This window comes from Tetragenococcus solitarius NBRC 100494, assembly GCF_001544195.1.
GTDB lineage: Bacteria > Bacillota > Bacilli > Lactobacillales > Enterococcaceae > Tetragenococcus > Tetragenococcus solitarius.
Genome location: NZ_BCPY01000017.1, coordinates 1 through 14,650, shown reverse-complemented (window position 1 = coordinate 14,650; position 14,650 = coordinate 1). Strand labels below are relative to the sequence as shown.

The following is a 14,650-nucleotide window of genomic DNA, read 5'->3' as shown; positions in this document are numbered from 1 at the left end:
ATTTCGGTATTCGCTTTCATTGGTCAGGTGACAATCCTGACAATTTCATTATGTTATATCTTTTTTAAAAAGAAAACAAAAAAGGTTGATTTTGAGCGAGATGTTTTCGTTTATGTTATAATTCAATTAATAACTCGGAAACTGGACAATGAAATATTTGTCCAGCATTTTGTTGTCTTAAAAAATCTTTTAGTAATGGAGTTTCATCAATGAAAATGATTGTAGGCTTGGGAAATCCAGGAAAAAAATATGAAAAAACAAAACATAATGTTGGATTTATGACAGTAGAAAAATTAGCTAAAGAACATGGAACTGTCTTTAAGAAAAATCCGTTTGAAGCTGAAGTGGCTGACTTTTTTGTTAATGGCGAAAAAGTACTACTTGTTAAGCCACAGACTTATATGAATGATTCAGGTCGCGCAGTGGGACCGTTAATGACTTATTTTGGTATTTATAAAGAAGAATTACTTGTTGTTTGCGACGATTTAGACTTAGTTACAGGAAAAATCCGTTTGCGACAGAAAGGCAGCGCTGGTGGACATAATGGGCTCAAAAGTATTATTTCTCATTTAAGGTCTAATGAGTTTGCCCGTTTAAAAATAGGAATCGGTCACCCGCAAGAACACACTACAGTTGTTCAGCATGTTTTACAGCCGTTTAATAAGCAAGACCAAGCTATTATGGCTGATAGTCTTAAAAGAGCAAGAGAAGCAATTGATTATTTTATTGAAACAAATAATTTTGTTCAGACGATGAATCGCTTCAATTAAATGAGTATTAAAAGTAAAAAGGAGCAAAAAACTTATGGATTTAATTGAATTAATGTCCAAAGTGTCATTAGTTAAACAATGGCATCAATCAATCGAAGAGCGGTATCAGCGTCAGTTGATTACAGGTCTTGCGAGTTCAGCAAAAACGTTAGCGATTGCTAGTGCTTACCAAAGATTTCATCAACAAATCATCGTCGCTTCACCTAATCTATATTATGCCAATCAGATGGCAGAAGATTTGTCGCAAATAATAGATGACGTGTATATTTTCCCCGTTGATGAAGTTCTTTCAGCTGAAATGGCATTTTCATCACCTGAAGCAAGAGCGCAACGTGTTGTTGCGTTAGATGCACTTGCGGCTAACAAGCCAGGCGTTTATATTTTACCTGCAGCTGCTTTACGGAAATACTTGCCCACTTTTGAGCTATGGAAAAGCAAAAGGTTTTATTGGCAAATTGGAACAGAAGTTGATTGGCAACAACTGGCTCAGCAGCTTGTACTCATGGGATATCAACGTGAATCAATGATCGCAAAACCTGGAGAGTTTAGTATCCGAGGAAGTATTTTAGATATTTATCCTTTGACGACTACATATCCAGTAAGAATCGAATTATTTGATGTTGAAATTGATTCAATTCGTTATTTTGATGCGGCAACTCAGCGTTCCATCGAAAATTTGGAAGAAGTTACTATCTTACCTACGACGGATCTTATTTTTTCTAAAAAAGATTTAGAAAACGGAAGTATGCAGCTGCAAGAGTTGTTGGATAAGCGTTTATCCATTACCACAGAACAAACAGATAAAGATTTTTTGAATGACTACTTTGGACAACTGATTGCTTCTTGGAAACAAGGCGTTCCGGGAGATACTGCTGGAATGTATACTGATATGTTATATCCGGAAAAGACTAGTATATTATCTTATTTTCAAAACAACGCCTTATTTTTTGTGGATGATTATGCACGTATTTTAGAAACAAACCGACAGATTGAACAAGAAGAAGCCGAATGGCAAACACAAAAAATCGAAGAACTACGTGTGTTCCCTGAGCAAACATTTGGACAAGATCTTCACCCTATTTTTCAGCAGTCAACATTTGCTATGACGTTTTTTTCTTTATTTCAAAAAGGAATGGGAAATCTTCGTTTTGAAGCGATCCATAATTTTCAATATCGACCAATGCAGCAGTTTTTCGGTCAAATGGGATTGTTAAAAGTGGAAATGGATCGTTGGGAAAAGCAAGGGCAAACGGTAGTATTTCTAGTTAGTGATGAACAGCGTGCACAAAAACTAGCACAAGACTTTCGTGATTATGAAATTTACGCAGTAGAAACACAGCCAGATCAGTTATTTACACAGCGCTCACAAATTATACAGGCAAGCTTACAAAACGGTTTTGAACTCCCACAAGATCAGCTTGTAGTGATTACGGAAAAAGAAATTTTCCAAAAAGTAAAGAAAAAACGAGCTAAGAAACAAACTTTGTCTAACGCTGAACGATTAAAAAGTTATAATGAGCTAAACCCTGGGGATTACGTTGTTCATGCCAATCACGGAATTGGAAAGTATTTAGGAATTGAAACATTAGAAACCGATGGTGTACACCAAGATTACATGACGATTTTGTACCAAAATGATGATAAGCTATTTATCCCGGTAACACAGCTAAATTTAATTCAAAAATACGTTGCTTCAGAAAATAAAACACCTAAGATCAATAAATTAGGGGGGACTGCTTGGACTAAAACGAAACAAAAAGTTTCTCTTCAAATTGAAGATATCGCAGACGATCTTATTCAGCTATATGCGCAAAGAGAAGCTGAAAAAGGACATGCTTTTGCGCCAGATGATGCTTATCAAAAAGAGTTTGAAGATGCATTTGCTTACACAGAAACGGACGATCAATTGCGTAGTGCTGAGGAAATTAAACGTGACATGGAAAAAGAAAAACCAATGGATCGTTTGTTGGTAGGAGATGTTGGCTTTGGTAAGACAGAAGTCGCTTTACGTGCCGCGTTTAAAGCCATTAAAGAAAGCAAACAAGTGGCCATTTTGGTTCCTACGACGATTTTAGCACAACAACATTACGAGACGATGATTGACCGTTTCGCAGGTTTTCCAGTAAATGTTGGTATGCTAAGTCGTTTCCGTACAAAAAAACAACAAGAGGAAACGATTGAACAGTTAAACACCGGGCAGATTGATATTGTTGTAGGCACACATCGCCTTTTATCTAAAGATGTTCGTTTTAGCGACTTGGGGCTATTGGTCATTGATGAAGAACAACGTTTTGGTGTAAAACATAAAGAACGTCTAAAACAATTAAGAGCGCAAGTGGATGTATTGACCCTTACAGCAACGCCTATTCCTAGGACATTACATATGTCCATGTTAGGTGTTCGCGATCTTTCAGTTATCGAAACACCTCCGGAAAATCGTTACCCGATTCAAACTTATGTAATGGAAGCAAATCCGGGTGCGATAAGAGAAGCAATTCAACGAGAAATTACTCGCGGAGGTCAGGTTTTTTATTTATATAATCGGGTAGAAAGTATTGAAAAAAAAGTAAATGAAATTCAAGATCTTGTGCCAGAAGCCAGAATAGGCTATGCTCATGGTCAGATGACAGAAATTCAACTGGAAAATACGCTGTTTGATTTTATCAACGGACAATATGATGTGTTAATCACTACAACCATTATTGAAACAGGAGTAGACATCCCTAATGCCAATACCTTATTTGTTGAAAATGCCGATTATATGGGACTTTCGACGCTTTATCAGTTAAGAGGACGTGTAGGTCGTACAAATCGGGTTGCTTTTGCTTATTTCATGTACGAACCACAAAAAATACTCAATGAAGTTAGTGAAAAAAGACTACAAGCGATTAAAGATTTTACGGAGCTTGGTTCAGGCTTTAAAATTGCTATGCGTGATTTGTCCATCCGCGGCGCAGGGAATTTATTAGGCGCTCAACAACATGGTTTTATTAACTCGGTTGGGTTTGATATGTATACGCAAATGTTAGAAGAAGCTGTGAGCCGAAAACAAGGGAAAAATACCCAAATGCAAAAAACATCTGCGGAAATCGAGTTGTCTATCGATGCTTATATTCCAGCCGATTATATTGCCGATGAAAGACAAAAAATCGAAATTTATAAGCGCGTACGTGAATTGGATAGCACAGATAGCCTCGATGAATTACAAGATGATCTATTAGATCGTTTTGGTGAATTTCCTGATGAGGTTGCTCATTTGTTATCGGTGGGTGAAATGAAGATGAATGCCGACCGTGCTTTAATTGAAAAAATCAATAAAGAGGATCAGACGTTAGTTGTTTCTTTAAGTAAAGTTGGAACGAATAAATTTTCTGTAGAACAACTATTTTCAGCACTTTCTGCTACTAAGCTAAAAGCGACTATGGGGGTAGAAAAAGAAAAAATGCAGATTAAACTATCCATCCCTAAAGGAATGCAAGAAATGGTTTGGCTACAAGAGCTGCAATCATTTGTAAAATCTTTACGAGAAGAAAGATATCAAAGTCAGTTACAAACCCAACAATAAGCAAGAGGAGGTAGCCTGTGGCTTATAATCAGATGAAAACAACCATGCAAGGGGCCGTGGTGTTAACGATTGCTTCTTTTGTTGCAAAATTATTGAGTGCAATTTACCGAGTTCCTTTTCAAAACATTGTGGGAGATGAGGGATTTTATGTGTATCAGCAAGTTTATCCCATCTACGGTATTGCTATGACATTTGCACTCACGGGCTTGCCTCAATTTTTATCAAAATTAGCGGCTGAGCAAGTAGATCTTCAAAAGAAACAGCAAATTTTAAACGCTAGCTATTCACTCTTGTGCTGGAGCGCGCTTTTGCTATGGGGTGTTACCTTCTTTTTCAGCCGAGTTTTAGCTGGTTTAATGGGAGATATATCACTGACAATGGTGGTGCGAGTCGCCTCTTTTACTTTTTTACTTATGCCTGTTTTATCTTTATACCGTGGGTTGTTTCAAGGTGATTTGTTGATGATTCCAACAGCAGTGTCTCAAGTGGTAGAACAATTGTTAAGGGTAGGTATTATTTTGCTATCAGCGGGCGGATTTGTCTATCTGTCTTTGACGATTTATCAAACTGGTGCATTTGCTATGTCGGGAGCGGTCATTGGCGGCTTGGCAGCTTTGTTTGTCTTATTGTATTATGACCGTAAAATTTATGGCATTGATTTACGTGCTGGTTTATTACTTCCTCATTTTCCTAAAGAGCGTTGGCTGATGAAACGTTTTTTTGTAGAAGGCGGTTTGGTTTGCATTTATAGCGGTATGCTGATTTTATTCCAACTTATCGACTCTTTTTTGGTTGTGAATTCATTAACCCATAGCGGTTTAATGGAGCAAAGCGCTAAAGTTGCTAAAGGTATCTATGATCGCGGACAACCGCTTGTTCAATTAGGGTTGGTGGTCGCCACTGCCTTAAGTGCTACTTTTTTACCAACTTTAACGAAACTAGTTGTGCAAAAAAAACAAAAGAAGTTTATCACTTCAGCAAGAATGTATTTGCGATTTACTACAGCTATTGCTGCAGCTGCTTCTTGTGGATTAGCGGTGTTAATGCCATATTTAAATTTTGCTTTGTTTAAAGATGCTTCAGGAAACGCCACTTTAACAGCTTTTGTCTTTGCTGTAGGGTTTATGGCAGAAATTCAAGCATATCAAAGTATTCGTCAAAGCCAAGGTGTCTTTTTACCGGCATTGAAGGCAGCGGGGATAGGCCTTGGGGTAAAGTTTTTAGTTACGGGAGTTATGACATTTTATTTAGGTACCTTTGGTGCTAGTTTATCCACTCTTTTAGGACTGATTGTGATTTTATTATTTTTGGTCAAAACAGAGGGTGCCTCTATCAATTGTTTTTGGAACCAAAGACACTTCGGCTGGAAGCTTTTGGGTGTTCTTTTTATGATGATAGTTGTTTTATTAGTGCTTTTTAGTAGTTTTACTTTCATTTTTGGTGAGGTAGAATCGCGTAAGCTTGCTTTTATTTTAAGCTTAGTCGGCGTTTTGTTAGGAGCAAGTGTATTTGTAAAAGCAGCGTTAATTTTTCGTTTGTTTACTATTCGTGAATGGTTGTTGTTGCCTATGGGAAAAAAGATATTACATATCGGAGGAAAATCGAATGAGAATAGATAAATTTTTAAAAATTTCAAGGTTAATCAAACGCCGATCAGTGGCTAAAGAGGTAGCTGATAAAGGGCGCATTCAAATCAATGGAAACTTAGCAAAATCAAGCAGTACCGTCCAAATCGGGGATATTGTAAAAATCCAGTTCGGGAATCGCACGGTTGAAATTAAAGTAAATGAACTGCATGAATCGACTAAAAAAGAAGATGCTCAGAAAATGTATGAGATTGTTTCTGACGAAAGAAAAATTTAACTAATTTACGTTAGACAAGCATAATGGATGTTGGTATAATAAAGGTCAACTAAGGAAGACTGGAGCGGTTTGTGTGGACAATAAAGAAAAAACAAATGTAAAAGTCCTAGACAATGAATATGCCAAAAAACAATATGCAAAATATGCAAAAGAACAACGTCAAATTATTTTTAGAAGACGACGCTTGTTGGCGATTTTTGTCGTCGCTGCCATTATTTTCTTAAGTGTCGGCATCTCTTTGTTTAATGATTATTTGCGGTTACAAAAATTAGAAACTTTCAAAGAAGAAACAGTAGCTGAGCAAAAAGATGTCTCTAAACAGACTGAGGGTTTGCAAAAAGACGTTTCTTTGTTAAAAGATAAAGATTATGTTGCTAAAATGGCTAGAAGCCGTTTTCTCTATTCTGATGATGACGAGATCGTTTTTCCATTGCCGGAAAATGAAACCGACGGTATCAGTGAAAATGAGAAAACAACTAATCAGTCTGACTAACATGTTGCTAACTTATTCAAAGGATGTAGAAGACAAAAAAGTATTAATGACAAAAGATATATGCTAAAATAAATTTAGTGCGAACTTGGGTTTGCCTACCTGAGGCATAAAAACAGTAAATTTGAAGCAGACAAGTAGATAGGTTTGTAAAAATGAAAAACTTGCGTATCTCCTTAGCTTGAGATAGGCTGTAAAGATTTTAGAAATGGTAAATTTTAGGAGGAACATTTTTTTTATGTCAATCGAAGTTGGAGAAAAATTAAAAGGAAAAGTGTCGGGGATCACAAATTTTGGTGCATTTATTGATTTAGGAGATAAAAAAACAGGACTTGTCCATATCAGTGAAATTTCAAATGGCTTTGTTAAAGATATTCATGATGTGCTTTCTGTGGGAGACGAAGTTACCGTGCTTGTGACCTCAGTTGGAGACGACGGGAAAATCGGGTTATCCATACGTAAAACTGAAGACAAACCAAAAGAAAATAAGCGTGAACCAAAAGCGCCTTCGAATCGTTCAACTCAAAAAAAATCACAAACACATAAACAAAACACAGGAAGTGACAAGCAAGACTTCGATGCATTAATGAATTCGTTCTTAAAAGAAAGTGACGATCGCTTATCTTCACTACGAAGAAATACAGAAGGAAAACGCGGAGGCCGTGGCGGTCGCAGAAATTAAATAACGTAACAGACTAAAAACTCGCTGAAAGTAAAGGCGTGTTTTTTGTCTGTTTTCTTTTTAAGGAAGTTTAGACAGGCAAAAACGAGGTGAAAACGTGCTTTTGACGCAAGTGGAGTCATTTATAAAGGAAAAGCAGCTCTTAGCTAATAAGGATCGAGTTCTTGTCGCTGTTTCAACAGGGGTAGATTCGATGGTGTTGTTACATATTCTAGAAATATTACAAAAAAAGAGAGGTTTTGATTTAGGCGTGGTCCATGTGAATCATAAGCTACGTGCAGCCTCTGACCAGGAAGAAATTTTTTTGCGAAATTACTGTGAAAAACGAAACTTGCCTTTTTATGTCACTCGTTGGAAATACCCACCTACTAGAGGTATAGAAGAAAAAGCACGCGTATTTCGCTATAGCTTTTTTGAAGAAACGATGCGAACTTATGACTATCAAGTGCTTGCCACTGCACATCATAGTGATGATCAGATAGAAACAATGATGATGAAAATGATACGTGATGGTAATTTATTTTCGGCTAAGGGCATATTGGCTAGTCAACCGTTTGAGAAAAAATATACCTTGATTAGACCTTTATTAGAGCTTTCAAAAGAAGATATCCTACATTATAGTCAAGAAGAAAAACTAGACTATTTTGAAGATCAGACAAATGTTTTGCTTGATGCACAAAGAAATCGAATTCGACATCGAATAGTTCCGCTGTTAAAAAAAGAAAATAAGCAAGTATTACAACATTTTCAGCAGTTGTCCCAACAATTAAGTGCAGCCCAAGAGGTTATTACCCAACAACAAGAAAAATGGTACCGGACAATTACTATAGAACAGCCCAAGGTTTTTGAGATCGATGTTTATGGTTATTTAGCTTTGTCTAAAGCGCAACGACTTTTTTATTTACAAGAACTTGCAAAAAAAGCACGTCAGTATTATGATTTAACACTTAGTGCTAAACAAATAGAACAAGTTACAAAACTTTTAGAAAAAGAAAAAGCGCATTGGCAAGTTGATATTACGTCAACTTGGCAGTTTCAAAAAAGCTACGGGCAATTATTTTTACGACAGAATATTCCTAACACTGATAAGAACGAAGCTTATACTCTTCATGTTGGAGAATCTTTATTTTTATCAGAGAATGAATGGCTAGGCTTTTTTCCTATAGACAAAATAAAAATTCCCAAAAAAGTCAAATTTTGGTTAGAATATCGCCAAGAGTTAACGTTAGAATTTCCTTCTACGGTTCAATTACGTAGGTGGCGTGCAGGCGATCGTATTCAACTGAGTGAACAACTGAATAAAAAAATTTCGCGCTTTTTTATCGATAAAAAGATCCCTCAAACTTTACGTAACCAAACTTGGGTAATAACCGACCATAAAGATAACGTTTTAGGCTTATTACCTTATGTATTTTCTTATTTGTGTATTACAAAAGAAACTGCTAAAATACACTACGTACTTCTTTATAAGTATCGAAAGCCAAAGCTGGAAGGAGAAACAAATGCTGGGAAAAGATATTGAGAAAATCTTGATTACTCAAGAGGATATTCACAAGCGTTGTGAAGAACTAGGCAAAGAGCTTACTGCTGTGTACAAGAATAAACAACCGCTTGTGGTTGGCGTGCTAAAAGGTGCAGTACCATTTATGGCTGACATTGTGCGTCAAATGGATACATATATAGAACTTGATTTTATGGATGTATCAAGTTATGGAAATGCTACGGTTTCATCAGGCGAGGTAAAAATCGTAAAAGACCTAGATACAAACGTAAAAGGACGCGACATGTTAATCGTAGAAGATATTATCGACAGCGGTCGAACGCTTAATTACTTGGTAGATTTGTTTAAATATCGTCAAGCAAATTCTGTTGCCATTGTCACGCTTTTAGATAAACCTCAAGGACGCGTTGTGGATATCGAAGCTGACTATATTGGTTTTGACGTTCCTAATGAATTTGTGGTTGGCTATGGTTTAGATTTTGCAGAGCAATATCGCAATCTACCTTATGTAGGAGTGCTAAAACCAAGTATATATGAAACAAAAGTTTGACCAAAACAAAGAAAGATATGATACAATATAAAAGGTCAAAATAAGACAAACTGGCAAGGAGGGGCCGCATGAACAAAAATAACAGAGGAACAGCAAGGAACACCTTGTACTATGTGCTGATCATTTTGGCCATGGTAATGGTTGTTTATTTCTTTCTAGGCGATGGTAATGATGATACGCCAGAAATACAGTATTCTACCTTTTCTGAACAATTAGAAGCTGGAGATATCAAATCATTCAATGTTCAGCCGACAAACGGCGTTTACCAAATTACAGGTGAATATGAAGAAGAAAAAAAAGTAAATAATAATAATGGGCTAGCAGTTTTAGGCTCAACCGAATCTACTACGAAACGATTTTCCACGGTAGTCTTGCCTAATGATTCAACATTAAGCGAAATAACTGAATTAGCTAATGAAAATAATGTAACCACATCTGTGGAAGAAGAGTCAAACAGCGGTGTCTGGATGTCACTTCTATTTAGTTTCTTACCTATAATAGCTATTTTTGGGTTATTTTATTTGATGATGGGACAACAAGGCGGCGGAGGTGGCGGTAGCGGCCGTATGATGAACTTTGGTAAATCCAAAGCTAAAGAAGCCGATAAAACTGCCAATAAAATCCGTTTTTCCGATGTAGCAGGTGCTGAAGAAGAAAAGCAAGAATTAGTTGAAGTGGTCGAATTCCTAAAAGATCCAAGACGTTTTTCTGACCTAGGTGCCCGGATTCCAGCAGGGGTACTTTTAGAAGGCCCTCCAGGAACAGGGAAAACCCTCTTGGCTAAAGCAGTAGCTGGAGAGGCTGGAGTTCCTTTTTATTCAATTTCAGGTTCAGACTTTGTTGAAATGTTTGTAGGTGTCGGAGCTAGCCGTGTGCGTGATTTATTTGAAACAGCTAAGAAAAATGCACCCGCAATTATCTTTATCGATGAAATTGATGCAGTAGGACGTCAACGTGGAGCCGGCATGGGCGGCGGCCATGATGAAAGAGAACAAACACTAAATCAATTGTTAGTTGAAATGGATGGTTTTGAAGGAAATGAAGGGGTTATTGTCATTTCTGCAACAAACCGTTCCGACGTGTTGGATCCTGCTTTGTTACGTCCTGGACGTTTTGACCGCCAAATTTTAGTTGGTCGTCCTGATGTTAAAGGCCGTGAAGCTATTTTGCGTGTACATGCTCGTAACAAACCGTTAACAAAAGACGTGGATCTAAAAGTTGTTGCTCAACAGACTCCAGGTTTTGCTGGGGCGGATTTGGAAAACGTATTGAACGAAGCAGCGTTAGTTGCAGCAAGACGCGGGAAAAAGAAAATCGATGCTTCAGATATTGATGAAGCAGAAGATCGTGTAATTGCAGGACCAGCGAAAAAAGACAATGTCATCAATAAGCACGAACGCGAAATGGTGGCATTCCACGAAGCAGGTCATACGATTGTCGGATTAGTATTGAGCCGGGCGCGCATAGTTCACAAAGTAACAATTATTCCACGTGGCCGTGCAGGTGGCTACATGATTGCTTTGCCTAAAGAAGATCAAAATCTTATGACTAAAGATGATTTAACTGAACAAATTGCTGGGTTACTAGGTGGCCGTGCTGCTGAAGAAATTGTTTTTGGCTCTCAATCAACAGGAGCTTCTAATGACTTTGAACAAGCAACGAATATTGCCCGTAGTATGGTTACTCAATACGGAATGAGTGAAAAACTCGGCCCCGTACAGTATGAAGGAAATAACCAAGTATTTGTAGGTCGTGATTATGGACAAACTAAAAGCTATTCTGAACAAGTTGCTTTTGAAATTGACGACGAAGTGCGTAATTTTGTAAATAGTGCGCATGAAAAGGCTCGTGAAATCATCGAAGAACATCGGGAACAACACAAATTAATTGCTGAAAAATTATTGGAGTATGAAACACTCGATGCTAAAGCAATTAAATCGTTGTTTGAAACAGGTGAGATGCCAAAATCTTATGACGAAAATGAATACCCAAGTGAAAATGGTCAATCTTACGAAGAAGCCAAACGTGCCTTAGAAAAGAAAGAAGAACAAAGTCGGGCGAATGATAATGAAGATGATTCTATAGAACCAAAGGAAAATTCTAAAGAAGATTCAGAAGATCAAAATTCCTCGGACACAAAAGATGAGTAACTGAGCCAAACGGGTGTGTGTAGTAAAAGCTGTGACGAAAACGTCACAGCTTTTCCCTTGTACAAACAGAAAAATTAAAACTTATAGCGTTTGTTAGTAAGATTCATGGAAAAGAAATATATTTTGCCATTTTGGATGTTTTTAAGGAGTATAAGATAATGAATGATTATTTAGTAAAAGCGATGGCTTATGGCGGTTTTGTGCGTGTCTATGCAGTCAATGCTACGGATACTGTTAGCCAAGCTCAAAAAAGACATGATACATGGAATACTGCTTCAGCTGCCTTAGGGCGTAGTTTAATCGGTGGTTTATTACTGGGAAGCACCGTAAAAGGGGAGGATACCATTACCGTCCGTGTTGAAGGTGATGGTCCTGGTGGTACAATTATTGTAACTAGTAATGGCCGCGGCGAAGTGAAAGGTTACATCCAAAACCCTTATGTTAGTTTACCTTTAAATGAACAAGGAAAGATTGATGTTCGAGGAGCTGTAGGGACAAAGGGAATGCTTTCAGTAACTAAAGATCTTGGGTTAAAAGAGCCTTTTTCTGGACAGGTGCCCATTGTATCCGGCGAATTAGGGGCTGACTTTACTTATTACCTTGCTGTGTCTGAGCAAGTACCTTCTTCTGTTGGTGTTAGTGTTTTAGTTGATACTGACGATTCGATTAAAACAGCCGGTGGATTTATGCTGCAGATGATGCCTGGGGCTAGTGAAGAAGTAGCGACCGCTCTAGAAGAACGTTTACAGTACTTACCGAATATTTCTACTATGTTAGACGAAGGGAAAACTCCCGAAGAGATCTTAGATTTTATTTTTGCAGATGAATCTGTGGTTGTTTTAGACAAAATACCTGTGCAATTTAAATGTGATTGTTCTAAAGAACGTTTTGCTGCTGGTTTAATCTCATTAGGCGCTCAAGAAATTCAGAATATTATTGATGAAGATCATGGAGCAGAAGCTGTTTGCTCATTTTGCGGAAATAAATACTATTTTACTGACAAAGAACTAGCAGAACTTAAGCAAGAAGCAACAGAGACCAATTAATCAAAAAAGACTTAGATAAATAAAATTTTATGAAAAAATTCAAGCCGCAATCCTTTTTCGGCTTGCTTTTTTTTCGTAACATTGGCATTATAAAAAGGAAGCCTATCAGAGAATGGAGGAAAACTTGTGGCAGGAGAACATGAAAATCAAGAAGAATTAAATGATCAAATGCTGGTTCGCCGGCAAAAAATGGAAGCATTACAAGAAAAAGGAATCGATCCATTCGGCCAACGTTTTGATCGTACACATAATTCCAGTGAGTTACATGAAGTATTTGATGGTCGGACAAAAGAAGAACTAAATGAGATGGGGCTTACATCTAGTGTTGCTGGCCGGATGGTCTCAAAAAGAGGAAAAGGAAAAGTCGGCTTTGCACATTTGCAAGATAGAGAAGGCCAAATTCAGATTTATGTACGTAAAGACGAAGTTGGTGAAGAAAATTACGATATTTTCAAAAAAGCAGATTTGGGCGACTTCTATGGAGTTACTGGTAAAATAATGAAAACTAATACTGGTGAGGTTTCAATTAAAGCGGAAAAAGTTACGCTTTTGTCAAAAGCACTACGTCCTCTACCAGAAAAATATCATGGGTTAACAAACGTTGAACAGCGTTATCGTCAACGATCTTTGGATTTAATCAGTAACCGTGATAGCTTTGAACGCTTTAAAAAACGCAGTCAAATTATTAGTGAGATTAGACGTTATCTAGACCAACTTGGTTACTTAGAAGTTGAAACACCAGTGCTGCACAATCAAGCAGGTGGTGCTGCAGCACGTCCATTTATTACACACCATAATGCTTTAGACATAGACTTGTACCTGCGTATTGCTTTAGAGTTGCATTTGAAACGTTTGATTGTAGGCGGAATGGAAAAAGTTTATGAAATTGGCCGGGTTTTCCGTAATGAAGGAATTGACACAACCCATAATCCTGAATTTACTATGCTGGAATGTTATACTGCATACGCCAACTTCGGTGATGTTATGGACCTGACAGAAGGAATCATCCGAGACGTTACTGAGAATGTTTTGGGAACAAATAAAATTACCTATGATGGGCAGACTGTGGATTTAGGAAAAGATTTCGCACGTCTTCATATGGTAGATGCAATTAAAGAGTATACCGGAGTGGATTTTTGGCAAGAACTATCACTAGAACAAGCCAGAACACTAGCTGAAAAACATCAAGTAGCTATTACAGATGCAATGAGCGTTGGTCATATTATCAATGAGTTCTTTGAAACATTTGTTGAGGATAAATTACAACAGCCAACCTTTGTGTATGGGCATCCAGTAGAAGTTTCGCCATTAGCTAAGAAAAATCCGGATGATCCACGCTTTACCGATCGGTTTGAGCTGTTTATTGTAGGCCATGAATTTGCTAATGCATTTACTGAGTTGAATGATCCTGTTGATCAACGGCAACGTTTTGAAGAACAAGAAAAGGAACGAGTTGCTGGCAACGAGGAAGCTCATGGCGTAGATGAAGACTTCTTAGAAGCGTTGGAATATGGAATGCCCCCTACAGGTGGATTGGGTATAGGTATTGATCGGTTAATTATGCTATTAACAGATGCACAGTCAATTCGCGATGTACTACTTTTTCCAACGATGCGTTAATCGTTTATACCTATAACAGGATATAGACAATTGAATGTAACTTCCTTGAGTTAGGAAAGGGTCATTCGATTTGTCTTTTTTAATTGAAAATGAGGATAAAGTTTTATGGAATATAGGTGCTTTAGTTTTTCACGTAATTAATTTATATTTATTGCTATAAATATGCAACTTTCTTTGATTAAAAACGAATGATATAAAAAGTTATTTTTATATTGATCGGGATTTATTTTTTGGTAAAATATGTGTTTAGAATGATTGACCTAAGGGCATTTTATTGGTATATTATTATTTGGTTGTGGCAGTAAAAAACTTTTTATTTTTTCAATAAAAATGATTGACGTCTGTTTATGGTTTTGGTAAGATTATCAAGTCGCCATAAATGAGAAAAGTTTTTGTTTGTTTCATAAAAAAAA

At 37.2% G+C, this 14,650-nt stretch carries 11 protein-coding genes; all 11 read left to right on the top strand.

Annotated elements, in window-relative coordinates:
• The first annotated feature begins 209 nt into the window (after nucleotides 1–209).
• Nucleotides 210–770, top strand: coding sequence for an aminoacyl-tRNA hydrolase (pth, locus tag TS1_RS06415; protein ID WP_068708980.1), 561 nt, complete (start codon nucleotides 210–212; stop codon nucleotides 768–770).
• Between the two features lie 34 nt (nucleotides 771–804).
• Nucleotides 805–4,335, top strand: a complete 3,531-nt coding sequence (gene mfd, locus TS1_RS06410) for a transcription-repair coupling factor (RefSeq protein WP_068708979.1) — start codon at nucleotides 805–807, stop codon at nucleotides 4,333–4,335.
• Between the two features lie 17 nt (nucleotides 4,336–4,352).
• Complete coding sequence (locus TS1_RS06405; protein ID WP_068708977.1) at nucleotides 4,353–5,954, top strand: putative polysaccharide biosynthesis protein; 1,602 nt, start codon at nucleotides 4,353–4,355, stop codon at nucleotides 5,952–5,954.
• Nucleotides 5,941–6,198, top strand: a complete 258-nt coding sequence (locus TS1_RS06400) for an RNA-binding S4 domain-containing protein (RefSeq protein WP_068708975.1) — start codon at nucleotides 5,941–5,943, stop codon at nucleotides 6,196–6,198. Before TS1_RS06405 ends, TS1_RS06400 begins: the two co-directional genes overlap by 14 nt.
• Before the next feature lie 73 nt (nucleotides 6,199–6,271).
• Nucleotides 6,272–6,691: an FtsB family cell division protein gene (locus tag TS1_RS06395; protein WP_068708973.1), complete on the top strand. Its 420-nt coding sequence runs from the start codon at nucleotides 6,272–6,274 to the stop codon at nucleotides 6,689–6,691.
• A 235-nt stretch (nucleotides 6,692–6,926) separates the two neighbouring features.
• Nucleotides 6,927–7,370 carry a S1 domain-containing RNA-binding protein gene (locus TS1_RS06390; protein ID WP_068708970.1) on the top strand — a complete coding sequence of 148 codons (444 nt, stop codon included), beginning with the start codon at nucleotides 6,927–6,929 and terminating at the stop codon, nucleotides 7,368–7,370.
• A 97-nt stretch (nucleotides 7,371–7,467) separates the two neighbouring features.
• Nucleotides 7,468–8,892: a tRNA lysidine(34) synthetase TilS gene (gene tilS / locus TS1_RS06385; RefSeq protein ID WP_068708968.1), complete on the top strand. Its 1,425-nt coding sequence runs from the start codon at nucleotides 7,468–7,470 to the stop codon at nucleotides 8,890–8,892.
• On the top strand, nucleotides 8,873–9,421 hold the full coding sequence (gene hpt / locus TS1_RS06380; protein WP_068708966.1) for a hypoxanthine phosphoribosyltransferase: 549 nt from the start codon (nucleotides 8,873–8,875) through the stop codon (nucleotides 9,419–9,421). Before tilS ends, hpt begins: the two co-directional genes overlap by 20 nt.
• A gap of 68 nt (nucleotides 9,422–9,489) precedes the next feature.
• Complete coding sequence (gene ftsH, locus TS1_RS06375) at nucleotides 9,490–11,571, top strand: ATP-dependent zinc metalloprotease FtsH (protein WP_068708964.1); 2,082 nt, start codon at nucleotides 9,490–9,492, stop codon at nucleotides 11,569–11,571.
• Between the two features lie 158 nt (nucleotides 11,572–11,729).
• Nucleotides 11,730–12,617, top strand: a complete 888-nt coding sequence (gene hslO, locus TS1_RS06370) for an Hsp33 family molecular chaperone HslO (protein ID WP_068708962.1) — start codon at nucleotides 11,730–11,732, stop codon at nucleotides 12,615–12,617.
• 126 nt (nucleotides 12,618–12,743) lie between these two features.
• Nucleotides 12,744–14,237: a lysine--tRNA ligase gene (lysS, locus tag TS1_RS06365; RefSeq protein ID WP_174519331.1), complete on the top strand. Its 1,494-nt coding sequence runs from the start codon at nucleotides 12,744–12,746 to the stop codon at nucleotides 14,235–14,237.
• Nucleotides 14,238–14,650 lie beyond the last annotated feature (413 nt).